The sequence below is a fragment of the Nodosilinea sp. FACHB-131 genome (genome assembly GCF_014695395.1).
GTDB lineage: Bacteria > Cyanobacteriota > Cyanobacteriia > Phormidesmidales > Phormidesmidaceae > Nodosilinea.
The window spans coordinates 82,554-107,800 of sequence record NZ_JACJOF010000008.1 but is presented as its reverse complement, the minus strand read 5'-3'; the positions used below and the strand labels follow the sequence as shown (position 1 = coordinate 107,800).

Below are 25,247 nucleotides of genomic sequence, written 5' to 3'. Positions count from 1 at the left end.
CCCCCGCAGCATTTTTTGGTAATCGTGGCCAAGTGGGCTAACCCATGACATCCCAAGATCCCAACTTTCCCCCAGAGATTCCGCCCATTCCGCCCCCACGCAACACCGGTCGAGCGGGGCAAGGAGATAGTGATGGGCTAGCATCCCCCAAATTGAACACCAGCGCCGAGGCTGGGGAAGACTCTGCACCCCTTGAGGCCGTCGACAGTGACGTTGCCGAGCTGGCCAGACAAGATTTGGGCGGGGAGGCTGCTCCAGCAGAGCCAGTGTTTAGCGATCGCCAAACGGGTCCGAAGGACAATCGCGCCTCTGGTCAAGCTGACAACGCTCCCCCCTACAGCACCACCCCAGACAACGGTCGCGCTGCCTCGCTAGACCCCGCCCCCTGGACTGACAGCGATTTAGAAGATCTAGAAGATCCGCTGCCGGTGCCGACCCCAGAGCCTCAGCCCATAGACATTGGCCGGCGTCAAATGCCTGACAGAGCCGCCTACAACCGTGTCCGGCCAGTGGCTCCGGCAGAAGATATCTGGGCCGATACCGGCATCCCCTACCAACCGAAGGAGCTAGGTGTGGTTGACCAACTGCTGCTGCTGCTAGCCGAGGGGGCAACCCTGTGGAAGAAGGGGCTGCGGTGGGTGCGATCGCAGCTGCCCCCCGATCTTCAGCGGCAGCTCTCAGACGGCATGCTGACCGCCATTGCCCTAGGCCTGCTGATGCTGCTGTTGGCCCTCTGGAACCCCTTGGGCGCGAGGCGAGGCGAACCTGTTATAGCCTCAGAACCCTTGCCTCAAATTACGGCGGCAGACCCTGATGTTGACGACCTGTTTGCGGCCCCCGTCCCCATCGCAGAGCCGCCCGTCTCGGCCCCCGCGCCCGTAATTGAACCTACGCCCGAGCAGAGTTTAATTACCGATATTCAAAACCGGGTTAGCAGCATTAGCCGCTCCTATGGAGCGGGGCTCATTCAATCGGTGGAGGTCAACCTGCCAGAAAATACCCTGGGCGTGAATGTGGCCGAAACCTGGTACGGCCTGCTGACCAGCCAGCAAAACGACGTAGCCCAAGACATCTATGCCCAGGCCCAGGGGCTCAAATTTGGCACCCTGCAACTGCGCGACCCCGAGGGCGTGGTGGTAGCCCGCAACCCGGTGGTGGGGCCAAACATGGTGATTCTGCGGCGGCTGCGATCAGTAGATGCGGACTGGCGCACACAGTAGTGGGTAGGTGGGTACATGGTCAGCCCCTTCGACTCCGCTCAGAGGCAGAGTCAAAGAGATAGAGTCCTGAGTAACAATTGAGTAGGGGCAGCTCTTAGTAACATTTTTGGAGTGACGGCATGACCTGGCAACCTGTCGGGAGATGGCTGCGGCCTCGAATCTTGGCTTTGGGCGGGCTAAGTTTGGGATTGACCTTGCTGAGCGGGCTGCCGGTGCAGGCGGCGGAAGAAATTTTCTTTAGCTACGGCCCGGTAGAGCGATCGGTGAGCACCAGCTCCCTCGAAACCCTGATTGAGACAGGAGAACTCACCGATGATCTGGCCTTCTACGTCGATTTAGTTGGGTTGAGCGAGGCCGAAGTGGCTCAACTGCGCCAAAACCTCGATCGCCCGTTAGAGGTAGACGGGGTGCTGCTGTCTCGTTTTCTCTACACCAACCTAGGCGAAGAGCTGCTGGATCAGGTAGGGGTAATCCTCAAGACCCGTGCTGGTGGCAACGGCAAGCTGTCGCTGCGGGCGGCGCTGATTCAGGCAGCAAATTCGCCGGAGGGGCTGTCGGCTATCAACGTGGTGCGATCGCTGCCCACCGATATGCAGATCAGGCTCAACGATGCCCAGGCGGTGGCCAGCGCCGTTGAGCGTATCGTCAATGCCACCACCGATTCGATTGTTCAGCTGGAGCAGATCACGGTTAGCCAGGCCGCTCAGCAGCCTGCCATCGACTATACCAGCCTGGCTGATTTAACTGTTCCCGGCCCGGCGAGGGTGCAAATTCAGCGGTTTGAGCTGACCGATACCCAGCGCGATCGCCAGCTCTATGTGGATGTGGTGCGCCCCCGCCAATGGCGCGGCCAGGCTCCAGTGATGGTATTTTCCCACGGGCTCACTTCTAGCCCTGAGGCGCGGCATCAGTGGGCCTCTCACCTGGCTTCCCACGGCATTGTAGTGGTGCTGCCCCAGCATCCCGGCAGTGACCGGCAGCAGGTGGCTGACTTTCAGGCGGGCCTTAGCAGCGATGTGTTTGAGGTGGAGGAGTTTATCAATCGCCCCCTCGACATTACCTTTGTGCTCAACGAGCTAGAGCGGCTCAACCCCACAGAGTTTGAGGGGCGGCTTAAGCTCGATCAGGTGGGGGTGGGAGGGCACTCGTTAGGGGGCTATACGGCATTAGCGGTAGCCGGGGCCGAGCTTAACTTTGACCATCTCCAGGAGGTGTGTGATGGCAACTTCATTTACCTAAATGTGTCACTGCTATTGCAGTGTCAGGCGCTAGAGCTGCCTCGGGAGACCTACCGCTTTCGTGACCCGCGGGTTAACTCGGTGCTGCTGGTCAACCCGGTCAACAGCAGCGTCTTTGGCCCCGAGGGGCTAGCGGCGGTAAACGTGCCGGTGATGGTGATTGCGGGCAGCCACGACCCTGCGACCCCCGCCGTTTTTGAGCAGTTTCGCACCTTTTCGTGGTACACCACCGAGAGTCGTTCTCTGGCGCTAATCGAAGGGCAGGCCCATATTGACGTCTCAGCATTAGACGCGGGTCTATCGCAACTGTTGTCTAACTTGCCGGGGCTCACTCTGGCCGAGCCGGAGGTGGTCGATCGCTACCTGAACGCCCTGGGCCTAGCCTTTGTCGGCCGCTACGTGGCCCGCCGGCCTGAGTATGGGTTGTATCTGCGATCGGGCTACGACACTTACCTCAGTCAGGGCGAACCCTTTCGCCTATTTATGGTGAATGCTGGGGTCGAGGTCGATCAGCAGTTGATTACCCCCCTAGACGACAGACTTAACCCATTGGAACTGCCTAACAATCAATCGGAGGAATAGGCGAACCTGAAGTAAGACTAAAAAATTTCAGAAATCTCAATCGGCATCTACAGCAACCCAGAGGCCCTCATCAAGGCGGTGTTGGCCGACCAAAATCCCCTGAACTTCCACCTGGGAACGCTCTAAGGTGCGGGTTAGGTGAGCCGGATTGGCAGGACTAAGCGTAATTTGGGTTTCGCCTTCGCTGTAGTAAACGTGCTTGAGGGTAGTACCCTCACCGTCAAGCCAAACCACAGCAATCTGGCCAGGTCGAATGGCCCAAATGTCCTCAGTGGGGCGCACAACTACAATGTCGCCATCGAGAATTTGGGCATCCACCATGCTGTCGCCGCTAACTTGGAGGGCGTAGTCGCCTTCTCGATAACGCTTGCCGTCTAGCCGCACGCGCTCAAAAAATCTTTCGGGATGCTCCGTGAGGTAGCCTGCCTGAACGATTCCTTTTAGGGGCAACTCACCGTATAGCATGCAAATCGATCGCGCCTGACCCTGAACTCTGACGATGAACCCCTTCTGCTGCAACCTATTCAACAAGTCTTGAACAAAGGACGTGGAGGATTTTGGCAAAGCCGATTTTATCTCTCGAATGGAGGGGGAGTAACCGTATAGATCAATCCATTGCTTCAAACAATCGTGCAAACAGCGCTCTGAGGGGAGAAGAGTCATAACTCAGCACTAATACATTTGTATTAAATTACCATTCGGTAATCCGTGTATCAATAGGTTCATATGTTCTCCGTACAGAGCGTGGAGCTGCCCATAGTCACAAAAAAGCCCAGCTGAATTTTCTCAGCCGGGCGTCAGGAGCAAAACTTTTGAGTTTACTTGGCTAGCGAAAAGTCTAGGTTTTTACCAAGCATAGTTACGCCAGGAAGCTAGATCTCAGCCACAGCGCGCTCGATCAACCGGCGAGCCAGGGTTTGGGTACCGGTGTGCTCGTAGTACTTCACCGACATATCAAGGAACGCGCCCAGGTAGTCGAGCTTGCCCTTAGAGCCTTCGATGAAGCCGCCCAGATTGTCAACCAAACCGCTCTGGGTGATGTTGTGGTCAGTCACAAAGCGGTCCATCCAACCCTTGGTCGATTCAAAACTCTCGGTCATAAAGGAGAGCTTAGCCTTGTCGTTACCACCGGGAATTTCGTTCTTGATGCCCTTGAAGGTTTGATTGGCTTCAAGATCGCTAGCACCCATGCCCTTGATGGCATTGAGCGCTTTGGTCGAAAAGTCGGCTCCTAAGGGAATGATGCCGTCAAAGCTGACCAAGGCAGCCATGCGCACCAGCGACTCGCTGCTGTAGTCGCCCAGGGCGGCGAGAAAGTCGCCCAGGCTGTCGCCGGGGATGCCGCTGATTTTGCAGAAAGCCACCACCTCAGCCACCAGCTTCACCACCAGGTCGATGGTTTGCGCTTTTTCGGGCTTGGGGGAGAGGTTTTTGAGAAAGCCCAAGAAGGTGTCTTGGCCAATGCGGTTGGCTAGCGCCGCTGCCCCTAGCAAGCCGGAGGCGGAATCAACAGTTTCGTAAAGCCAGAGGGCGCTCTGGTAGCCCTGCTTTTTGTCGTTGAAGAGGGCGATCGCCCGTTCGCCAATCGCCTGCACCATGGCCGGGTCAGTTTCGCCCGTGACGGTTTTGATGGTGTTGTCAAAGCCCACCAGATTATTCCACTGACCGGGCACAAAGGTGTCGAGGGTCTTCAGCGCCCGCACGGTCAAGCCCCCAGTGGGAAGCTTATCGACAATTTCGTAGATTTTTTTGCTCACAACTTACTCCTTAGGTCTGCCCTGGTTTCTAGATCGCCGTCATCGCCGTTTGCATTGCTGACTCATTAAGAGGCAGGCTGAAGACTGGGAGACGGACTCGGCAGCTTCACCCGGGGCAACTTAAACCCATCCTTGGGCCGAGCGGAGGGTGGTGCGGCGGTAGGGGCCTGGGGCAGCGCGGCAGAGGGTTTAGCAACGGGGTTAATCGCCCCTTTGAGCTGAGCTAGACCTTGGAGGTCAAACTTTTGTAGCCAGGCTGCCCGGTCTTCTTTGGTAAAAGAGGGATCGCGAGAGAGCACCTTGACCTGGTAGCGATCGTTCACCAGCACCCCGCTGGCGGTGCTGCCCTGCTCCACGGTTGGAAAGCCGCTGATGGACTGGGTAGCAGTGATGTATTTCTCCGCTGAGCCAGGCACACTGGTGGTATCGCTGATAGTGAGCATAGCTACGGTCTTGCCATCCTGCTCGAGCTTATACTCCGCAAACCCTTTCTTCTCCTGGTAGGGAATGACGTTGTAGCCGTCCTGGTTGTCAGGGAAAAAGGCATTGAAGGTACCGCCCTTTTCGGCTTTTTTATCGACCGCCGCAGGAGAACCAAAACCAGTAGTGTCTTTTTGCACCTGGTCGTATTTAGATGGGGCTGAAGTGCAAGCGCTAACCAGCAGCACTAGACACACCATGAGGGGTGCTAGCCGCCGCAACCAGCGGGTAAAACTCATAATTTTCTCCTTAAATAGACAAATAGCAAACGCCCTAGAACGCTCTAGGGCTACTTGGGGATTATCGTTGACCTTGGCACAGAAACATAAAGCTTGGGTAAGCAAAAATTATCCTTTACCAAAAGTAATCGGGGTATTTGTCTAGTCTGCAAGATCAAACCGGTATTTGACCGTAGCGCCCCTAAGGCTGATCGAGCACCATCTCTCCAGTGCGCTTCTGATTGGATACTCACTTTAAGGCGGTTCCCAAGTCTCGGCTGCCGCAGACTATACATGTCACGCACCGCACCCCTCCCCCATCTTAGAGGCCCAGAGCCACCTTAAACTTGGCCAAAGCGGCAGCTTCAGCGGTGCTGACCTTATTGCTGCCAGTACCAAACAGCCCTTCACCAGCCGCAGCGGCGACAGCGGCACCGCAGTCGTAGACAAACTGCTTGTACTCAGCAACCTCCTCAGCAGAGGCTTTGCCGTCTACTAGGGTTAGAGCGGCACTAATGTCGGCGATCGCGCTGTCGATCATGGCTCCCGATTTGACATCTTCGGGCTTGATATCAGGCCTGTCGAGCTTGACCTGATTGCTCTTCATGGTTTCTTCTGAGAAAGCCGCTTGAATGATGGAGTTGGTGGGATATTTTTGGGCAGCCCCAGCAATTTGTTTTGACATCGCCGCCGCTTCAATGGCCGTAGAGACAATGCCCATATCAACCATGGCCACCGAAAGCCCAGTCATCATTGGGGCCTTGACTAGGGTTTGCAGTTCTGCGGTTGTGTAATTGCTCATGGTTTACCTCGTGGAGGACGGTCTTGGCATAGATACTAAACTACTCAGTCTCCTTCGAGGGTAAGCAAAAACGATAAGAAACCCATAAAAGTCTAGTTTGCTCCCGGGGCTAGATATTTAAGTAGGTTAAATGGCGATCGCAAGTTAAAGCTATCTCAACCCTGGCTCGCTGCGTCCACCTGGGTGCAAAATCTAGATGGAGGCGATCGCCTCCATTAATCTAAATAAGAATTGGAATGGTGCGCTCAGGGTTAAAACGGCAAGTGAGGAGAGCTAAAAATCTTGGGCCGACAATGCGCCCTAAGACTGCTGTTTACGTACTTGGGTTGTAGCTGTTTTAGACGAGTTAGGAGATAGCTTTTCTGCCACTGCCCTGGCCAGTAGATGAGAAGGTTTCTCTACCAACAAGTAAAAGACATAGCATAGAAGCAGAGTAAATATAATTTGTATTAGCCAGTGCATGACGGGCGAAAACGTGGGTAGTGACCAATATGTATAAAGAGCAGGACCAAGTAGATGAACAAGGTAAATCGAGTAACTACCTTTACCCGCCTTTTCAAATAAGGGAACGGGAGCATTGATTCGATAGTATAAAACCTCTTTTTCTAGCCAGAAGAAAGCGAAAACAGCAAACAGAGTTAAAGTCCAAGGATATTTAATTGGCGAGTGAAATCTTAAAGCACTGCAAGTAAAGCTTAGAAACCAAGCGGCAAGCCGCCAATTCCAGATATTGACTTTAAGCTGTGTGTCGGAAGTGAACAGTCTGTCTGTTTCTTCTGCCAAACAACAGCCTAACAACCAGCATGGCAATCCCAAAACCCAGTTCAAATAGGGTCCATATGAGGGATAATTGCCTGCCAAAGGGTCACTTAAGATGACCAAAATGGCCATAATATAGGATGCGATGAGAATGTTCCGCCACCCGAACCTCCTCCTCAAAAGCAAGAGACCAGGATAAATTAGGTAGTAGATTTCTTCTGCTAGCAAACTCCACAGGATAGAATTTTGTAATAAAGTTAGCTTTACCCCAAGCGGCAGCCCGATCAGAAGTGTTGCTATGACAGGCACCCAGATTCTCAAATGCCGACGAGCAAAGTAAGGAATTAGAAGTAGCTTCTTATTGTTTCGGAATGGATAGTGGATGCAAAAGCCAGAAATAACAAAAAATACGATGACTGCGGCAGGAGCAGAAAAAAAGTTGCCGTAAATTCCTGCAAATATTTTACCTAGAACGTTGTTTTCGTCTATTCCTATCGGAAAAATTCCAAGATGACCAAAAACAACCCATAGTGCCAGAAAAAACCGAAGTGTGTCCAGCCCACGCACTCTTTCTCTATTTGCTTTTCCATGCTTAGCGTTTAGATTGAGTATATCTATGGCCATGGGTTTTCCAATATTTTTGATAAATTATATCTAAACCACTAGATTTCGATGGCGTCGCGTGCGGTTAAAAATATGAAGTTTTTTGATTCATAGCTGAAATTGTGTGGAACACGGAATTTTGCTTGAGCAATAGATAGAATTCAGTGACAGCGAAATAGAGATTTATTCGCCAACAAAAGGCCAGAGTCTAATTGATTGACAATTAATTGGATCTAGTAGTTCCCTACAACAATCCAGACAGGTTTTGAGAGTCAACAGTAACATGCGAGTTCAATCCCTTTTCCCTTAATGGTGCATGACTTGTGTGATACACAAAGACTTCACTCTATGGTTGACGAGAAGCGATCGCATCAGTGGCATCTTACGCTAACCTGTTTATTTCAAAAGTCAACTGTCCGAGGATCGAAGATCTTGTTGCTATTTGGAGTGTACGGGCACCAATAGACGGCTAACCCCCGAATATTCAATCAGCCAATGGCTAGGATATAGGATAGTAATCCAGCTACCCCAGTTTGCAGAACACAGGAGTATTAAAGGTTTTACGCTCTGTTTTCCTCGTCCTTTGAGGGCAGGTGCGCTCGCCGCAATCACAAAATGAGGAAGAGATATTGCAGCATCTCAACCCAGCGGCTAGCGGCACAGCTCATCTTCGATTTGTCTGAAAGCCGGATCCCTACCCGTGTCGTCTAATAATTACTGGATTGGCTTCCACTCCGCACCTACAGTGGGAAACTGCCCTAGCTTAGGGCAGTCTTAAAGTAGCAGCGCTAAGATTAAAACGCTACAGCCTGTTTGCCCATCTTTGTGGCTTTTGATACCACGATGGTTCTGCAGAGAGAGTCTTAGGCCTTTGCCTGTTGAAGAGGTTGCGCCGTGACCATCGCACTGACTTTTGAGGAGGATCTATGCCCGCAGTCACTCAGTCTCCCTACACCCAGGAGCAGATTAAGGTCTGGCTCCGAGGGCTGCTCACCCTGGCCTGGGCCGACGGCGATTTTGACGACGATGAGAAGGCGCTAATCACCGCGATTACCGAAGACGAACTGGCCCCCGAACTCGATTTTGAGCATTTTGAACCCGTTACCTCCGCCGAGGTGGCGCAGGTGCTCGGTTCTGACCCTAAAGTGGCCGAGAACTTTTTGCGGATGGCGGTGATGGTGGCGCTGGCCGACGGCGTGTATTCGGTAGAGGAAGACTTGCAGCTCCAGGCGCTGTGCCAGGCGCTGAATTTGCAAGACACCGTCCTTAGCTCAGTGCGATCGACCATCTACAGTCTCAAACCTGAAAATGACGAGATTGCTGCCGAACTGCGCCCCCCAACAGTAGGCAAAATCGACCCTCTTAAGCCCGCCCGCGAATGGCTCGACCAGCTGGAGGTGCACGACCCGCGCCTGGCCCGGTTTGTGTGCAAACTGATTCCCTCCCAGTGCCCCTTTGAGCGCGATGTGGTGCTATTCAACAAAAAGCTGGTGCACATTCCGCCCATGTGCAAAATCAACCCGCTGTACGAGCAGCTGGTGGGGCTACGCTTTCGTGCCCTGTCTTACCTGGCTGACGACTGTGGCGAAGACGTGACGCCGCTGCTGTAAGCGGTTGCCCTTTTGCCAGTCTGCTGCCCCTTGAGTCAAGTCGAAGGGGCGGCAGACGGCTGGCACTCAGCTCTAGAGACTTTCGGGTTCTTTGCCGGAGACTACGGGGGCGATCGCACTGAGCTTGAGTTCGGGGTGGTCAGATTGAATCTGCTGACAGTTCCACTCGTTGCGGAACAGGAGAACTGGGCGGTCCCAGCTGTCTTTGACGGTAACAGTGTTGAACAGTCGACCCACTTTTTCAAGAGCCTCCCAGCCGCCGTCGACCCAGCGGGCCACGGCATAGGGCAGCGGCTCAATGCGGGTTTCGACGTTGTACTCGTTTTGCAGGCGGTACTGCACTACCTCTAGTTGAAGCTGCCCCACCGCCGCCAGAATGGGGTCGCGCTTCGACTCGTCGGCGGAGAACATGATCTGCACCGCCCCTTCTTCGCGCAGCTCTGACACGCCCTTTTGGAACTGCTTGTACTTAGAGGGGTTAGGGTTCTTGAGGTAGGCAAAGATCTCCGGCGAAAAGCAGGGGATGCCGTCGTACTCCAGCCGCTTGCCCTGGTAAATGGTGTCGCCGATCGCAAACACACCGGGGTTATTTAGACCAATCACATCGCCCGGATAGGCTTCTTCCAGCGATTCGCGGCCCTGGCCAAACAGCTTTTGGGGGTGCGACAGCCGCACCGACTTGCCGCTGCGCGCGTGGCTCACCACCATATCTTTCTCAAATTTGCCAGAGCACACTCGAACAAAGGCAATGCGATCGCGGTGTTTGGGGTCCATATTTGCCTGGAGCTTAAACACAAACCCTGAGAAGTCTTCGTTAGTGGGGGCAATCTCGCCCAGGGTGCTGCTGTGGGCCGAGGGCTTGAGGGCATAGTCGAGAAAGGCATCAAGAAATAGCTGCACGCCAAAGTTGGTCATGGCGCTGCCGAAGAATACCGGAGTCTGCTGCCCGGCGTGAACGGCGTCTAGATCTAGCTCTGGCCCCACTTCTTCGATCACCTCCAGCTCTTCTTTAAACTGGTAGTAGAGGTCCTGGTCGAGCAAGTCTTCAATGCGCGGATCGCCAATATCTAGCACCGTGTTTTTGGCCGCTTTTTTGCCGTGGATGCTGCGCTCAAACAGGTGAATCTGCTGGTGGCGACGGTCAAACACGCCCTTGAAGCGATCGCCCATGCCGATCGGCCAGTTGACCGCGTAGGTTTGCAGACCCAGCCGTTGCTCAATCTCATCCAGCAGCTCTAGGGGTTCGCGGGCGGGGCGATCCATCTTGTTGAAAAAGGTGAAGATGGGCAGCGATCGCATGCGGCACACTTCAAACAGCTTCAGGGTTTGCGGCTCTAGACCCTTAGCGGCGTCTTCGAGCATTACCGCGTTGTCGGCGGCGGCGAGCGTCCGGTAGGTGTCTTCGCTAAAGTCTTGGTGGCCCGGCGTATCCAATAAATTGATGGTGTAGCCGCCGTAGGCAAACTGCAACACCGTGGAGGTGATCGAAATCCCCCGCTGCTGCTCCAGCTCCATCCAGTCGGAGGTGGCGCTGCGCTGGGCTCGCTTGGCCTTCACCGCCCCAGCTTCTTGAATAGCGCCTCCGTAGAGCAGCAGCTTTTCGGTCAGCGTCGTTTTACCGGCGTCGGGGTGAGAAATAATGGCAAAATTGCGCCGTTGCTCTACCGCTGCGGCAATATCGGCGGAGGTGGCGGCAGTAGAAACGGCGGCGTCAGTCATGGACTAGCGGTACTCGTGCGGGTGAATAGATACTTCTTCTAATTGTACGGGCTGGCCTGGTTTTTGATGGACAGGGATGCTGAGCGGCCAGTCTAGACCAGAGCAAACAGACTGAGCACTAGGGGCAGCAGCTTGGTACAGGCCTCAGCCAGCTTTGAGGCATCGGTTAGGGTTTCGGTCATGCCTTTGAGGGTAGCGGCGGCGCGTTTGACGATGCCTTTGGCTTTGTCGTCGGGGTTGGGTTCGGTGCCTGCGGCGGCAATGCGGCCTACAGCTTGCAGGGCTTCGGCTCTTTCGTCGTCGCTGAGTTCAGCGTCGGCTTCTACAGCTGTTTTGAGCTGAGTGAGAATATCGCGCAGGTTGAGCTGGTCGGGGGTTGCGGGGGCAGGAATTTGGTCGATCTGATTGGTGACTTGGCCGCTAATTTGCCCCAGGTTAAGGATACTGCTCGATAGTTTGACGTCGCCGCCTGCGTAGAAGCTGCCGTCGCCAGTGCTGATAGGATTGTTCATATTGTTGATTTGAAAGCTAGACAAAAATCGACTGAAACCGAGGGAAACGTCTTTAAGATCATCACCCCGACGCTTTTCAGCTTCGAGTTGGGCGGCAGCGGTGGCAGCAGCTAAGCGGGCTTCATACACCTCGTCCCAGGTGCGCTCAATATCGGCTTTGCTTGTGCCCTCGGGCACTTGAATGGTAACTAGTACATCGTCACCCTTGCGCTCAAAGCCCTGAATGGAGTCAGCGGTAATTTCTGGGTGCGCTTCGATGATGCTCTGAAACGCGGCCTTAAACGAGTCGGGATTTACCCCGTTGCGGATGAGCAACTGCACGGTGTCGAGCATATCTTTGAAGAATTTTTCAAAGTCGCCGGGCTGAAAGTCTTTGTCGAGGTTGTGGGGACGGCGCTCTCGATCGCCCCGACTGTCGGGCTGCTCTCGCAAAAATACATGCTGGCAGTCAATGTCTTTAAAGACGGTGGTACTGCCGATGTTCCAAGCTTCTAGGCAGGCCCCGGTGAGGTGGGCAGCGGTGAAATCAGTGCCGATGCAGTTGGCCTCAGACAGGTTTGCCCCGTGAAGTTCGGCGGATTGTAGTAGAGCCCCATGGAGGTTTGCGCCAGTAAGATTGACCCGGTGGAGCTTAGCTCCTGCCAGGTTAGCGCCACGCAGGTCGGCATTACTCAAATCTTGATCGATGCCATTGAGGGTGGTGATTAGCTTAAGAACACGCGAATCAAAAAGATTTGTATTTTCTAGCTGAGCATACCCTAATCCCTTAGCGCCGTGAAATCTAGACTGAAATAGATTTGCTTGATTGAAGCTTACATCTCCCAAGAACGCAAAAGAAAACTCAGCTTCACTCAAGTCAGCGCCCTGAAATCTTGTTCCAAAAGATGACGAAAATGCCCTTAGAATTCTTGATATGAAAAGAAATTCCTGCTCTAGATAAAAAAGTATTGCGTATATTGTGATGACTAGGACAAAAGCTGCTGCACCCCAAGCATCCCCTAGGGCCACAAACAAGTCTTCATATTCGTCTCCACGATAAAGTGAATATGCAAAGAACAACCCGATTGTCTGAATCGAAGCGAATGTTGGCAGCGATGCTGAGGCACTGATGATGGCTAAGGCTAGGTTACGGGGGGCAACTAGAGATGGAGCCCCAATCAAGAGCACGAGAAAAAATCCAAGCATAAATAAGTTGCCCAAGGCAACATCAGGCCCTAAGGATTCTATCAGTACTTGGCTGACTACGAATGAAGCTATGGAGAAAGTAATCAATGCTTTTGCCCCGAAACCCTTTTGGATAAAAATAAAAGATGTCAATATTAATGAGATTGATGTTATTAGCTTGACATGATCTAGCTCTTTTACCAATTCCTCTATCAAAGTATATTCTTTTAAGTAGTTATCCCTAATTACAGTTGCAATTGCGAAAGAGAAAGTTGCAAGCCAGAGTATAATGAAAACTTGCATGAACTTTAGTCTTTTTCCAATTCCTCCTGTGGCTTTTGAGAAATTGGCTTTTCGTAATTTTGAGCAAGAGAAAACTGCGCTGCGAATATCTGCGCTGCTAAAATTTGCATCCGATAGATCTACCCCGCCCAAAAAGCATCCCCGAAGTACGGCACCGCGAAAGTCACGCTCTCCGGCGGCGTAGAGGCGGGTGACTTCAGTAGCGCTCAGACGTTTGCCCTGGTACTGGCCTGTCTCTGACAAGGGTGTAGCTTCGCGTAGGTTGCCCCCAATTTAAGCGCAACTGCCCTCAAAAGGCACTACTCATACGGGTACGCTAGTTGGCGACAATCACTAGGTAGCGCATCTCATTATCGTTTAAGGACTGTACAAACTCTTTGAAATCTTGGTTCAGCACCGTATTTCCAGAGGTGGTATTGCTGCCGGATAGACTCTAGAGCTTCTAGTCTGTCTGTGTGGGGTTGGCTACGCCAATAGGTAGCATCTTGCTTGGGGGCATGAAGGCTAGCTCTTGTAACCACCATTTGCATAGCGCGAGGCTTTGGAACAACCACAACTGGTATTTTCTCCCTAGCTAAACCCATTGTAAATCACCTGGATAGCCTAGGGTGTCTAGGCTCCCGTTCAGAAACCAGCGCACAGATTGTGCCGCGACAGGCGAAAAATTCGCTACCCTAAACGGTCGTGTAGCGTAGGCAGCAACAAGGATGGCAGCAATGGAGATGGTGGGCAAAATTGCGGTGGGTTTAGCCCTCGGGGCAACCCTGGTCAGCGGCGGGCTAGGGCCGGCTCTGGCGAAGACGCCAACGCCGACGGCGGAAGAGTTTAGCTTAGACAGCCGCCTGAAACAGACGCGATCGCAGTCTTACCGCTATGCCATGCTGGCCGGCTACTCCGCCGCTGAGCTGGGAGACTACCACACAGCCCTGATCAACTTTCGCCGGGCTTTGACGTTTCGACCGGGCGATCGCTACGCCACCGCCGGTGTTCGCAACATGCAGACCTACATCGCCCAGGAGCGGGCCGAGGCCGCTAAACAGGCCGAAATCGCGCAGCGCCAGGCAAACCTAGCCGCCGCTGTAGAAGCCAGCGACTGGGCCTGCGCCGCCGCCTCGGTTGATCGTTTGGTGGTGCTGGTGCCGCCCACCTCCGCCGATCGCGCTCGACTGATTGCCTACCGGGGCGAGCTTGCCGGGTTCATTCAGGCCAGGGCCAACCTGGAGCAATGGTCTACGGTTTGTCCCGGCGGTCAGGTTTAGCGGCCAACGCCCCCCTAGGGATGAACATCGACGCGGCATAATAACTATTGGGTTCACACCCAACTGTCTTTGCCCCATTGTCTTTTGCAAATGAACTACCTGGTTGCCGTTTTAGACAATCGCATCAAAGCCGAAGAAGCCTACAGCGCCCTTGAAGAAGCCAGTCTGCCCACAGATAACTTCGACATTCTGGGCAAAGGCTTCAAAAGCGCCGACGAATACGGGCTTGTCGACCCCGCCGACCAGGCCTGGAATCAAATTCGACTGATGGCGGCGTGGCTGGTGCCCTTTGGGTTTGCCGCTGGGTTCATGTTCAACATCATTACTGGGTTAGATACCTTTGCCTTTACGGGGCGGTTGGGCAACCAGATCATTGGTGGATTGCTCGGGGCGATTGGGGGCTCGATGGGAGCCTACTTTATTGGCGGCGGCATGGGCATTATCGGCAGTGGCGATGCCCTCTCGTACCGCAACCGACTCGACGACGGCAAGTTTATAGTGGTGGTGCGCGGCTCCGAGGCGGTAGTGCGCCAGGCCACCCCCATTCTGCGCAAATTTCGCCCCGAGAACATCCAGGGCTATTTTGGGAGCTAGGGGCGATGCCGTCTATTAAGACCGCCGATGTCATTGTGATCGGCAGCGGCATTGGCGGTCTGTGCTGCGGGGCACTGCTGGCCCGCTACGGCCATAGCGTCACCGTCTGCGAAAGCCACACCATTGCGGGCGGAGCCGCCCACGGCTTTGAGCGCCAGGGGTTCATCTTTGACTCGGGTCCATCCCTCTACTCGGGAATGTCGTATCGGGCCTCTACTAACCCCCTGCGCCACGTGCTCGATGCGGTGGGTGAAGGCGACAGCGTCACCTGGGCCAACTACAACACCTGGGGCGTGCGCCTGCCCGAGGGCGACTTTGACACCACCGTGGGCAACGATCAGTTCGCTGACGTGCTACGTGAGCTGCGGGGTGAAACTGCCGTCAAAGAATGGCGGAGTCTACAAAAGGCGATGGTGCCCCTGGGCAAAGCAGCCACCGCTCTGCCCCCCGCCGCCCTCAGGTTGGATCTGGGTGCCGTGCAAACCGCCGCCCCCTACGCCTGGGAACTGCTGCGAAATGCTCCAGCGCTCACTCAATCCAGCAGACCCTTCAGCACCGTACTCGATCGCACCACCCGCGATCCCTTCATCCGCAACTGGATGAATATGCTGTGCTTTTTGCTGTCGGGCCTACCCGCCGAGGGCACCAGCACCGCCGAAATGGCCTTTATGTTTGCCGAGTGGTATCGTCCAGGCGTAACACTGGACTATCCGATTGGCGGCAGCGCTGCCCTGATCGAGGCTCTGGTGCGTGGTCTAGAGAAGTATGGCGGCACTCTGCGGCTGGGCACTCACGTCAACGAAATTTTGGTCGATCAGGGACGTGCGATCGGAGTCACCCTGAAATCTGGCGAAACCCTCAAAGCCAGCACCGTAATCTCTAACGCCTCCATTTGGGACACGCTGAAGCTGGTGCCCGATGGAGCCCTGCCAAAGGCTTTTGTAGAAGAGCGCCAGGCCACCCCCGAGTGCCCTAGCTTTCTGCACTTGCACCTGGGCATCGACGGTGAGGGCCTGCCCTCTGACCTGGCCTGCCACTACATTACGGTCGACGACTGGGAACGAGGCATTGACGCTCCGCAGAATCTTATCGTCATGTCGATTCCCACGGTGCTCGATCCGTCGCTGGCCCCACCGGGCAAGCACACCATCCATGTCTACACCCCGGCCACTGAGCCCTACGAACTTTGGCAGGGATGCGATCGCCGCAGCCCCGAATATGCCCAGCTCAAGGCGGAACGGGCAAAACCCCTCTGGCAAGCCCTAGAGCGGATCATCCCCGATGTGCGCAGCCGAGTGGAGGTGGAATTGGTTGGCACTCCCCTCACCCACGAACGCTTTTTGCGCTGCCACCGAGGTAGCTACGGCCCTGCCATCTCAGTTGAAAATGGCCTCTTCCCAGGGCCAAAGACCCCGCTAGAGGGGTTGCTCTGCGTGGGCGGCTCCACCTTCCCCGGCATCGGTCTACCAGCAGTAGCCGCCTGTGGACTGATGACGGCCAACACCCTGGCCTCTGTCAGCCAGCACCGCCAAATGCTGCGAGAGGTATTGGGCTAGTAGCGCCTTGCCTACCCTCCACGCCTACGTTGGCTCACGCCAGAACGTCAGATTTTCGCCAATCGGCTGTAGCGTGGTGCCGGGGTAGTAAAACTGGAGAATGCGAGGATAGGCCCAGCCCAAGCTGCCCAGGCGATACGACCCGGTTTGGCTCAAGCCAACGCCATGCCCCCAGCCGCCGCCCACAAAGCGGTAGCCCATAATCTGTGAACTGGCCGCCGGGGGCGTTCCTTCCGGTACGGGAGCCGTGCCCACGGCGGCTGGGGTTTGATACATGGGCTCGACATAAAACAGCAGGCTGCGGGGAGCCGTGAGCACCCGCACAATTTCATCTTTTTTTAGCTGCACCACCCCCAGGTCGGTCTCGATGTCGATCGCCTGCACCCGACCTGAGTCGGCCCGTTCTGAGACGCGCACCGATCGCACCTGGGTCAGCCCTGCCATCGGGTGCTGGCGGCGGCCCAGGTAGGTCTTTAAGTCTTGGGTAATTTCGGCCAGGGGGCTCTCGTTGCGCCAGCGAAACAGCTCCCAGGTGTCTTCGTTAAAGCCTTTGTCGATGGCCATAAAGGCGCGAATCGCTTCCTCGGAGCTGAGGGGATACTGGTTGATATCCCACAGGCCGTTGACGGTATCGACCACCGGCCGCAGGTAGGGGCGATCGGGGCCATCCCACACGTCGCTAAAGGCGGCGGTAATGCCTCCCGTGGTGGAAGAATACAGGGCATCGACCAGCTCGTTTTGATAGGTGAGCACCTGGCCCTGGGTGGCCTGAATGGCCTGGTCGGCTACGGGCGCGGTGCCGGTCAGCCCCCGATACACCTGGCACTGGGTATCGGCGCAGAGTTCGTAGTCGTCGATAGCGAAGCGGCGCAGATTGCGCAGGGCGTAGGTGCGGGCCAGCACCGCCTGGGCCTGAATGGCGGGCACTGGCGCACTGGCACCAATCTCGTGGGGCACCACGCCGCGTAGGTAGGTTTCGATCGGCACGCTGTTGACCAGGGTGTAGGTACCGTAGGTGTTGGGCTGCACTCGCAGCGTGCCACCGTAGACGCGGGTGACCGGCGGCTCGCCGGGCTGGGTCACCCGCACTCGCCCGCCGTTGGCGCGAATGTCGAGAGTGTCGCGGCCATAGCGATAACCGTTAGCCTCGAAGTAGGTGCGGGGAATCTGGCCTACCACTTCGCTGTCGAGAAAGACTTCGGTAAATCCCTGGGCTTGCAGGTTTTTGACCAGCAGGCGACGCACTAGGGGGCTGTCGTAGGTTTCGCGGTTGGCCCACACTTCCCAGCTGCCGGGCTGGGCAATCTCGGGCTCAATGCCGCGATCGCGCCACTGCTGGGCGCTGTATTCGGCGGTCTCAAAGCTGCGGTGGTTGCTGAGCACCACGCGCTCGCCCAGGGTGGCCTCGGGCAGTTGCTCGGGGGTGAGGCCAATCACAACCCGTGTTGCAGTCACAGTCTGAGGCTGGCCCTGGGTGTCAAAGCTGAGGGTGAGCTGCTCGCCGGGCAGGGCTTCGAGGGTGATGCGGTCTTGCAGATTTTCGCCAAAGCGCTGGACGATGCCCACTTGAATCACCGGGTTTTGGGCGGCGGGGGCGGGTGCGGCGATGGCGGTGGTGAGGGCGATCGCCATGCCGCCCACAGCCCCTAACCATCGCGATCGCCGATGGCCCAGGGGTTGAAGCTGAAGTCGGGGCAGGGAGAGCGTAGGCATAGTGCGCTAACGAAGTAGGGTGCTGCCCGCTGGTGTGCAGTCGGGTCAGAGAAATTCTAGCGGCTTCAGACCATTGAGTGTGGGAATCTTTCCTGGGTCTATTCTCGATGGTCAATCGTTGCTTTCAGGCCTACATCGCGAATGTGAAGCGAGTTTGGGAAAAGGTCGCTCAAGCAATTTGGCAGTTAGGGTGATAGGTTTTCACCAAAAAGTAATTTCATGCCGATAGAGGAGCGGTCATGAACCGACGCTCGCGGTCAGCAGCGTAGGCAATGCAGGCCTTTAAATCTTCTCGCGTCAGGTCGGGAAAGTCATCAAGAATTTCAGCTTCGGTCATCTCGGAAGCTAGATACTCAAGCACTTCGTAGACGGTGATTCGCAAACCGCGTACGCAAGGTTGACCGCCGCGCTTGTTGGGTTCGATGGTGATGTAGTTTCGGTAGTCCATAGTTGACATTGCAGCCAGTGGGGGTTTGGCCCCTCTGATGACTACTTGTAAGGAATATATTCCACTGTATTTTTCCAATCATCGGGCTCTGAAGCTTTAGCGATTAGCTCTAAGTCTTTGACGAATTGGCCAATGGTGCCGCCGAGTTGATGGCCGTAAACTAACCCGGAGAAGAGTTTTCCTTCTGTTTGCCAGGTTTCGGCTAAAACGCGAAAGCGGATGTCTTGAGTAAAGAGGATTCGATTAAGCTGAGTTACTCTCGACAAAAGTTGATCATCAGGCAGTTCTTGAGCTTCATCATCGAACGCAGTCAGTACGTCTATGCCCCGACGACGCAATTGGTTGGTGATCGCCTGGGGAATGTGGACATCCATATAAAGAGCGATCGCCACTTACAGCAGCCCTCTAGCTTTCATGCGAGTGTAGAACGGTGATTTGGGTGCTTGGGCCATGCTGGATTGGGTGTCATGCCATTCTTGAGAAATTTCTTGGTCAATTTCGTCTTGATGGTCAAAGTAGTAACCCATAGCGGCATGGGCTTCGGCTGGGGTTAGGTAGGGGTGCTGGTGGCAGAGTTCTTCGACTGACCAACCGTAGGCGAGGTAATCCATTACAATTTGGGCAACGCGAATGCGAGGGATGCGCTGCAACCTTGCGGGCTGGTGATCAATTTTTTCGATGTGGGGATAGACCAGGCTTAACATAGGGCTTTTAATAGAGCTGCTATGGCTGAGTTGCCTTACAGTATAGCTAGATTACTAGGTTTCCTACGTAGACCCAAGCCTACAGGAGATCTGCGATGTCCTCACTTTAACTAAGAGGAAATTCCTGCTTTAGAAAAGTTAGCAACTCTTTAGCATGGGTCTCAGAAACGTCAAATGCACGTATATCTTTGCCATGAACTGTGTAAATGTAGGCGTTGGAACATTCAAAGCAAAGTGTAGTTGTGAACAAAAGTTCCGTCTCGTCGTAGAATGCTAATCCCCACGGTGGCATATGGCACCGAGCTGGTTCTCCTGGAGAGAGCTTTTGAAATAATTGAATAACGTGTTGTGCCTCTTCGCCATCAAGCAACTTACGGTCTTGGACATAGTTCCAAAAGGATTCTGGCCAACCGTTCTCCGGAATGATATCCCGGTTATGCAGCCTAAGCAGTTCAACTCGGACTGCTTTATCAATCGGAACTTCGTAAGCTGGAGCCTTCCAAAAACTTGCACTCATAATACCGCTACAAAGAACTAAGTTAGTAGTTAGTAGGTTGGGTTGAGCTAGCGTTCGCGAAGCATCTCCCTTAGGAGAAAACTCGACACCTACGTTTTCACAATTTTTCTGGGATTGTTGGGTTTCCTTCGTCAACCCAACCTACAAGAGATCTGCGAGCGCATTACAGAAGATTTAAGATCGCCCTTGCTTAAAATTCGCAATTGGGCACGTTCCTAGAGTCTATCGGCGGAGTAGTTAGAGGACATCACGAGGACTACATTCGATAAGGTTGACGATCGCATTAACCATTTCATTGGTTAAGGTCAATTCTGCCTTCACGGCCTCTGACCTCCAACTCAATACGATTGATTCTCCATATCCCGAGATCTTTGACAGCATCCAAGTACACTGTACCCTTCGATTTCGAGCCTTCCGCAGAGAACGATAAGTCGGCCTTCCCTATAGGTCCAGAAGTCTCAATACTCCCCCTAGGCGCACCAGTTGTGATGGGCGCACCAAGCGCATTGATTGCTTCTATATTGCTTTGTAGTTTTTCATAGCCAAGTTTGTACGCCTCGGAGTTTTTCATCCCTGCTGTAATGGAAAAAACCAGGGCGACAAATAAGGCGACAAGCAAGCTGATAACCAGTGCATAGACAACTATGCTCCCTGGTTGACTAACAAAACTAATTGGCGACATAGTAGTACCCGTGTATTTTTGAACAAATAGGTGAAGGAATTTGTGCGCTTAGGGTTAGGTCTTTGGGCAAGAAAATATTGGGGGAGTTGGGTTCCCTTCGTCAACTCAACCTATAGGAGATCTACGATCGCGCTCAGTCATTCCCACTGTAAGAATCATATCCACCACTGCTGCTTCCACTGTCAGAATCAAATGAGCTAGACCACCAAGAGCTACTTTCGCCTGCATCGTGGGCGCTATCGATGCGATCGCTGAGGTTAATCACATCACAGGCATCAAATGTGGTGTCGTTTCGAAAAGAACCAAAGGAGTCAGAGATTTCGCTGCGCATCGAATCGTAATCACATGATTCACCCACACTTTTGTAATAGTCTACAAAATCATCATGGGAGCAATACAATGCAAATGCATAATAATCGTAGCCTGAACTGTATCGACTACTGCTGACAGTTTGCTTAATCTGCTCAGGGGTATATTTCTTTTGAACTCCATATCGTTTACGAAGTTCGGGACCAATATGCTTAATATACCTTTGAATTGCAAGGCGCTTTTCGCTGGCCTGTGCTATCGCTTCAATTCCATCAGCCACGCTAAAGTTGGTGTCTGTGTGAAATAAGCAACGGCTGATTTCACGTCGCATCGTTTGATAGTTGTAGCGTTTTCCCTTTCCCTGATAATAGTCTTCAAAGTCAGCATAATCACAGTACATTGCTAGTGCATAGTGGTCGTAGCCAGTACTATAACCCCATTCTTTTGTCATCCCCTTTACTTGGGCAGGAGTATAATTCTCTTGTAGTCCATGGCGAGCACGGAGTAGCTTCCCCACACGCTCAGAGTAGGCACGAATTGCAATTCGCTTTTTCCGAATTTGGTACGATTTAATTAATCCGCTAGGCAATGCTACAGCAGCAACCCATACGGCAACGAGTTCAACCCTAGCCAGGATAGTTAAAGCTTCTTGCGACATGCTCAACATTTAGCTGCCCTCCGTGAATTGCCGGGTTATACACTGATTTGGTTGTTGATTCCGGAAAATGCGCTATGAGCTAGCACAGGGTTAACTCGTGCAGATGTTTGGTTGTTGCTTTTGGCTAGGCTTTGCCAATGTTACTCAACCACAACCTACAGATAAGGTACACATGTTTGTTTCTGTCCACCTACCTGAATCAGGTCTTCTCTACGGTTGACGGGGAGCGGTTGTATCAGTATTCTCTTTCGTTAAGCCGTTCAGCAGAGCGGTGGTTACGCAGAACTCGAAAATCTTAGCGCTGCCTGAAGGTGTTAGCGGCACCAACAGACAGCTAACCCCGCAAATCTAACAGGCAGATTGCGAGGCTAGGCCCATCGTACCCTAGCCCCCTCAGTTTGCACTTCATGCTGCGGGTGGCTGGGGTTTTCGCGTTCTGTTTCTTTCCATCACCAAAAGGAAACAGAACCCATGTTTGAATATCTCAAACCCGATGCCAGCGGCGCATCGAATCTTCCGCCGTCCTCACCCAGCACCCCCCAAGTTCGCCCAGAGCGGGTGCGCCACATGCTCTACGGCAGCCTCGCAGGCATCGATCGCACCATCAAAATCCTCCACGCCCTCGGCTACACCGACCCCAACGACTGGAGCGACCCCATCCCCGTACCACCCACCAGCGGCACCCCCGGCGCAACCTCTGCGGCAGGCACCATCTGGATGGCGATCGCCACCAAAACCGTGCTGATTGAGTAAAGCCTCAGCCCCCGAAGGCCTACCCATGCCGTCGGGGGCCGCGATCGCCATCCTCAAACTCACTGCGATCGCAACTTGGCACATTGAGCAGCCCGTTCAACAATCTGAGGCGATAGTGAAGCTTACTGACGTTGCGGTAAAGCTCACTAACCCAGCAATAGTTCCAACGCTGGAGCATTCAGAACTGCCAAAACTCCAGCAATTTCTCTGCACCCGTGTCTCGTTCCTTTGCGCCAGCCTCTCGTTACTCTGTAACATCCCCCTGTTACTTTGTAATGGCCTCTCGTTACTCTATGACGGCCTCTTGTTACTCTGCACCAGCCTGCCGTTACTCTATAACGGTCTGTCGCTACTCTATGACGGCCTCTTGTTACTCCGTACCAGCCCCCTGTTCCTTTGCACCAGCCTGCCGTTACTCTACAATCGCCTTCCGTTTCTTTATGTCGGCCTGCGGTTATGGCTTACCATTACGGCCAAATTCCCTAACCCCTGCGCGCGATCGCCTAGGGGTAACGCCTTCTGTACAGCTTGAAGAACTACACGCTCTGACTGCCCTTGCGGTTGTGCAGTCGGGTGAGCGAAATTCTCGCCGACTCGGCTACCTGAAACTGAGAGTCTTTTTCGAGGTAGCGCAGGGCGGGCTCAGTTTTTGGCGTAGGCAGGTGGCCCAAGGCCTCGGCCAAGCGCTGGCGCACCAGCCAGTCTTCCGACTGGGCAAACTTGAGGATTTCATCGACCGCTTCCAGGTCGCCAATCTCGCCGACAGCCGCGATCGCCGCCTGCTGCATCACCACCTCGTCACTTTGCAACGCCTGCATCAGCACATCGTGGGCGCGAGGGTCTTTGAGGTTGCCAAGAGACACCGCCGCACTAAAGCGCACCAACCAGTCGGTATCTTCGTAAAACGCTCGCACCAAAGTCTCAAACGCTCGGGGGTCTTCTAAATATCCCAACGCCCCAGCCGCGTCAGCGCGAATGCCATAGTCAGGGTCAGAGGTGAGCAGATTGATCAAAATATCGAAGGACTCTTCATCGGGCTTAATGCCCAGGGCAAACACCGCCATCGAGCGAATTTGCAGGTTTTTGTCGTGCAGCGCCTGCCGAATCAGCGGAGCCGCCTGAGCTGCGGGCACATCCCGCAGCGAGGCCAGAGCCAACATGCGGTCTTTCGAGTCTTCGCTTTTAAGCTGGGCAGAAATCTGCTCTAAATCCATGGGGAAAGTTCGGGGTGAACGGTCTTCTTTAGTATAAGGAGATGAGAAAGATGGGGCAGGTGAGGAGGGTGGGGAAGGTATGGAGGATGGGGAAGGTGAGGAGGATGGGGAAGTAAGCTAAGGTCTCCCTCATCCCCTCATCCCCCTCATCCCCGCTTCCGCAATCGCCCAAAATGCTCCTCCCCCTGCCGCGAGGGTATGGAGTTCGTCACTGGCTCCAGGGTCAATATTTCAAAGTGGGGTTCAAAGAGCTGGCGCACTTCTGCCGGAGTGGTGCCAAAGGGAGGGCCGCCGGAGCGCCGGTGGGTGAAGAAGACGGCCAGCAGTTCACCCTTTGGTACCAGCAACTCGGCCACCAACGCCGCGTAGGCAGGGCGCAGGGAGGGATCGATCGCGCAAAAGCAGGTGTGTTCGATCGCATAGTCAAATTGACCCGCCAGGTCGGGGGTCAGGTCGAAGATGTCTTTTTGCAGCAGGTTGAGGGAGAGCTGCTGAGCCTGGGATTGCTCTCTGAGCGACTGAATTGGCGAAGGGGCAAAGTCGACGGCGGTGACCTCAAACCCCTGCTGGGCAAAGAAGAGAGCATCGTGGCCGCGTCCGGCACCGAGGGCGATCGCGCGGCCTGGCTGGGGCGCATCCGCAGCGGTCAGCAGCGTTTCAAAGGCGGGGGCAGGGTGACCCAGATCCCAGCGGGGGGTGCCCTCTTGATAGCGCTGTTCCCAGTCGTCGGGTCCGAGGGCTGGCAGGGGCGAGGACGGAGGTTGTGCGGTCACGGGGGGACTCCGGTGTATGCTCGGCAGTGGTGTTGCAAGAATTTTAGGGTAGCGCGTATGCGACGGCGACAGCTATTGGGCGGGCTGGGGGTGGCGGCAGCTGGGGTGGCGCTGGGGCAGCGGGCGGTGCAGGCCCAAGGGCGTCCTACCCTGCTGCCGCCGCGCTTGCGAGCGGGGGATACGGTGGGGATTGTCAGCCCAGCGGGGGCCACCTTTGAGGGCGATCGCCTCAATCTGGTAGTCGACGCCGTCAAAGCCCTGGGCTTTGTGCCCCGCGTCGCTCCCCACGCCCTGGCCCGCTACGGCTATCTGGCGGGCACTGACGCCGAGCGGGCCGCCGATGTGAATGCCCTGTTCGCCGACCCGGCAGTCAAGGCGCTGCTGCCGATCCGGGGCGACTGGGGTAGCGCCCGCATTCTGCCCTACCTCGACTACGACCTGATTCGCGCCAACCCCAAGGTGGTCATCGGCTTTAGCGACATCTCGGCCCTGCTGCTCGGCCTCTACGCCCAGACGGGGCTGGTCACCTTCCACGGCCCCCACGGCCTGACCTCCTGGCGAGACGATCAAGTGGAACCGCTGCGCCGCATTTTGATCAACGGTGAAACGCTCACCTACACCAACCCGCTGCTGGGTGCCGATCAAGACCGACTGATGCGCGACCAGGGCCGCATTCACACCATTACGCCGGGCCGCGCCACCGGGCCGCTGCTGGGGGGCAATCTTTCGGTGATTTCTGGCATTGTGGGGTCGCCCTACATGCCCGATACCACCGGAGCGATTCTGTTTTTAGAAGACGTCGGTGAAGCTCCCTACAGCATCGATCGCATGCTGACCCAGCTCAAGCTGGCCGGCGTGCTCGACGGTCTGGCGGGGTTTGTGTTTGGCCAGTGCACCGCCTGCGGCCCCGGCGAAGGCTATGGCTCACTCACCCTAAATGACATTCTGCAAGACCACATCAAACCCCTCGGCATCCCGGCCTACGCGGGTGCCTGGATTGGCCATGTAGAGCCGCTGTGGACCTTGCCCATTGGCGGCCCAGTGACGATGGATGCCACCGTTGGCAGTCTGCAAATGCAGGCTCCCGCCGTCAGCTAGTC

25 protein-coding genes are annotated in these 25,247 nt (G+C 54.9%); 8 read left to right on the top strand and 17 right to left on the bottom strand.

From position 1 onward, the window contains the following. The first annotated feature begins 44 nt into the window (after positions 1 to 44). Positions 45 to 1,220, top strand: coding sequence for a hypothetical protein (locus tag H6F75_RS05200; RefSeq protein ID WP_190749900.1), 1,176 nt, complete (start codon positions 45 to 47; stop codon positions 1,218 to 1,220). Positions 1,221 to 1,339: 119 nt separating this feature from the next. Further along, a complete protein-coding gene (locus H6F75_RS05195) occupies positions 1,340 to 3,040 on the top strand; it encodes an alpha/beta hydrolase (RefSeq protein ID WP_190749899.1) in 1,701 nt (566 codons plus the stop codon). A gap of 36 nt (positions 3,041 to 3,076) precedes the next feature. Here the strand turns inward: H6F75_RS05195 and lexA are convergent, their stop codons facing one another. The 5 genes from lexA to H6F75_RS05170 form a co-directional block, all read right to left on the bottom strand. Continuing rightward, positions 3,077 to 3,703, bottom strand: a complete 627-nt coding sequence (lexA, locus tag H6F75_RS05190) for a transcriptional repressor LexA (RefSeq protein ID WP_190749897.1) — start codon at positions 3,701 to 3,703, stop codon at positions 3,077 to 3,079. 209 nt (positions 3,704 to 3,912) lie between these two features. Beyond that, positions 3,913 to 4,797: a hypothetical protein gene (locus H6F75_RS05185; protein ID WP_190749895.1), complete on the bottom strand. Its 885-nt coding sequence runs from the start codon at positions 4,795 to 4,797 to the stop codon at positions 3,913 to 3,915. Positions 4,798 to 4,862: 65 nt separating this feature from the next. Next, on the bottom strand, positions 4,863 to 5,516 hold the full coding sequence (locus tag H6F75_RS05180) for a hypothetical protein (protein WP_190749893.1): 654 nt from the start codon (positions 5,514 to 5,516) through the stop codon (positions 4,863 to 4,865). A gap of 301 nt (positions 5,517 to 5,817) precedes the next feature. Beyond that, complete coding sequence (locus tag H6F75_RS05175) at positions 5,818 to 6,297, bottom strand: hypothetical protein (RefSeq protein WP_190749891.1); 480 nt, start codon at positions 6,295 to 6,297, stop codon at positions 5,818 to 5,820. Positions 6,298 to 6,597: 300 nt separating this feature from the next. After that, on the bottom strand, positions 6,598 to 7,680 hold the full coding sequence (locus H6F75_RS05170) for an acyltransferase (protein ID WP_190749889.1): 1,083 nt from the start codon (positions 7,678 to 7,680) through the stop codon (positions 6,598 to 6,600). 905 nt (positions 7,681 to 8,585) lie between these two features. On the opposite strand from H6F75_RS05170, the gene H6F75_RS05165 reads away from it, so the two are divergent. After that, on the top strand, positions 8,586 to 9,269 hold the full coding sequence (locus H6F75_RS05165) for a Mo-dependent nitrogenase C-terminal domain-containing protein (RefSeq protein ID WP_190749887.1): 684 nt from the start codon (positions 8,586 to 8,588) through the stop codon (positions 9,267 to 9,269). A 72-nt stretch (positions 9,270 to 9,341) separates the two neighbouring features. Here H6F75_RS05165 and prfC read toward each other — a convergent pair whose 3' ends face one another. Together prfC and H6F75_RS27975 are read right to left on the bottom strand one after the other, a co-directional pair. Beyond that, on the bottom strand, positions 9,342 to 10,988 hold the full coding sequence (gene prfC, locus H6F75_RS05160; protein ID WP_190749885.1) for a peptide chain release factor 3: 1,647 nt from the start codon (positions 10,986 to 10,988) through the stop codon (positions 9,342 to 9,344). 92 nt (positions 10,989 to 11,080) lie between these two features. After that, a complete protein-coding gene (locus tag H6F75_RS27975; RefSeq protein WP_242019698.1) occupies positions 11,081 to 12,175 on the bottom strand; it encodes a pentapeptide repeat-containing protein in 1,095 nt (364 codons plus the stop codon). Between the two features lie 1,499 nt (positions 12,176 to 13,674). Here H6F75_RS27975 and H6F75_RS05150 point away from each other — a divergent pair. From H6F75_RS05150 to H6F75_RS05140, 3 genes are all read left to right on the top strand, one after another. Continuing rightward, complete coding sequence (locus H6F75_RS05150) at positions 13,675 to 14,226, top strand: hypothetical protein (RefSeq protein WP_190749881.1); 552 nt, start codon at positions 13,675 to 13,677, stop codon at positions 14,224 to 14,226. A 90-nt stretch (positions 14,227 to 14,316) separates the two neighbouring features. Continuing rightward, the gene (locus H6F75_RS05145; protein ID WP_190749879.1) at positions 14,317 to 14,820 is read left to right on the top strand and encodes a hypothetical protein; all 504 of its coding nucleotides are present in this window, start codon (positions 14,317 to 14,319) and stop codon (positions 14,818 to 14,820) included. A gap of 5 nt (positions 14,821 to 14,825) precedes the next feature. Then, positions 14,826 to 16,376, top strand: coding sequence for an NAD(P)/FAD-dependent oxidoreductase (locus tag H6F75_RS05140; protein ID WP_190749877.1), 1,551 nt, complete (start codon positions 14,826 to 14,828; stop codon positions 16,374 to 16,376). A gap of 24 nt (positions 16,377 to 16,400) precedes the next feature. Here H6F75_RS05140 and H6F75_RS05135 read toward each other — a convergent pair whose 3' ends face one another. The 7 genes from H6F75_RS05135 to H6F75_RS05105 all read right to left on the bottom strand — a co-directional run bounded on the left by H6F75_RS05135 (position 16,401) and on the right by H6F75_RS05105 (position 21,416). Continuing rightward, positions 16,401 to 18,089, bottom strand: a complete 1,689-nt coding sequence (locus tag H6F75_RS05135; protein ID WP_190749875.1) for a SpoIID/LytB domain-containing protein — start codon at positions 18,087 to 18,089, stop codon at positions 16,401 to 16,403. A gap of 217 nt (positions 18,090 to 18,306) precedes the next feature. Then, positions 18,307 to 18,537: a DUF433 domain-containing protein gene (locus H6F75_RS05130; RefSeq protein WP_190749873.1), complete on the bottom strand. Its 231-nt coding sequence runs from the start codon at positions 18,535 to 18,537 to the stop codon at positions 18,307 to 18,309. A 41-nt stretch (positions 18,538 to 18,578) separates the two neighbouring features. After that, positions 18,579 to 18,929 carry a DUF5615 family PIN-like protein gene (locus H6F75_RS05125; protein WP_190749872.1) on the bottom strand — a complete coding sequence of 117 codons (351 nt, stop codon included), beginning with the start codon at positions 18,927 to 18,929 and terminating at the stop codon, positions 18,579 to 18,581. Beyond that, positions 18,930 to 19,241: a DUF433 domain-containing protein gene (locus tag H6F75_RS05120; RefSeq protein WP_190749870.1), complete on the bottom strand. Its 312-nt coding sequence runs from the start codon at positions 19,239 to 19,241 to the stop codon at positions 18,930 to 18,932. A gap of 106 nt (positions 19,242 to 19,347) precedes the next feature. Continuing rightward, positions 19,348 to 19,758 carry a hypothetical protein gene (locus H6F75_RS05115; protein WP_190749868.1) on the bottom strand — a complete coding sequence of 137 codons (411 nt, stop codon included), beginning with the start codon at positions 19,756 to 19,758 and terminating at the stop codon, positions 19,348 to 19,350. Positions 19,759 to 20,050: 292 nt separating this feature from the next. After that, complete coding sequence (locus tag H6F75_RS05110; protein ID WP_190749866.1) at positions 20,051 to 20,440, bottom strand: cytochrome c oxidase assembly factor Coa1 family protein; 390 nt, start codon at positions 20,438 to 20,440, stop codon at positions 20,051 to 20,053. 133 nt (positions 20,441 to 20,573) lie between these two features. Then, the gene (locus H6F75_RS05105) at positions 20,574 to 21,416 is read right to left on the bottom strand and encodes a DUF6559 family protein (protein ID WP_190749864.1); all 843 of its coding nucleotides are present in this window, start codon (positions 21,414 to 21,416) and stop codon (positions 20,574 to 20,576) included. 462 nt (positions 21,417 to 21,878) lie between these two features. On the opposite strand from H6F75_RS05105, the gene H6F75_RS05100 reads away from it, so the two are divergent. Continuing rightward, positions 21,879 to 22,160, top strand: coding sequence for a hypothetical protein (locus tag H6F75_RS05100; protein ID WP_190749863.1), 282 nt, complete (start codon positions 21,879 to 21,881; stop codon positions 22,158 to 22,160). A gap of 19 nt (positions 22,161 to 22,179) precedes the next feature. Here H6F75_RS05100 and H6F75_RS05095 read toward each other — a convergent pair whose 3' ends face one another. The 3 genes from H6F75_RS05095 to H6F75_RS05085 all read right to left on the bottom strand — a co-directional run bounded on the left by H6F75_RS05095 (position 22,180) and on the right by H6F75_RS05085 (position 24,147). Then, entirely contained in the window at positions 22,180 to 22,338 is a 159-nt protein-coding gene (locus H6F75_RS05095; protein ID WP_190749861.1) for a hypothetical protein, read from the bottom strand. Positions 22,339 to 22,696: 358 nt separating this feature from the next. Then, positions 22,697 to 23,374 carry a HEAT repeat domain-containing protein gene (locus H6F75_RS05090; protein ID WP_190749859.1) on the bottom strand — a complete coding sequence of 226 codons (678 nt, stop codon included), beginning with the start codon at positions 23,372 to 23,374 and terminating at the stop codon, positions 22,697 to 22,699. 146 nt (positions 23,375 to 23,520) lie between these two features. Further along, positions 23,521 to 24,147, bottom strand: a complete 627-nt coding sequence (locus H6F75_RS05085; RefSeq protein WP_347710610.1) for a methyltransferase domain-containing protein — start codon at positions 24,145 to 24,147, stop codon at positions 23,521 to 23,523. Positions 24,148 to 24,204: 57 nt separating this feature from the next. Between H6F75_RS05085 and H6F75_RS05080 the strand changes: the two genes are divergently transcribed. Beyond that, entirely contained in the window at positions 24,205 to 25,245 is a 1,041-nt protein-coding gene (locus tag H6F75_RS05080) for an LD-carboxypeptidase (RefSeq protein WP_190749856.1), read from the top strand. The last annotated feature ends 2 nt before the right edge of the window (positions 25,246 to 25,247 follow it).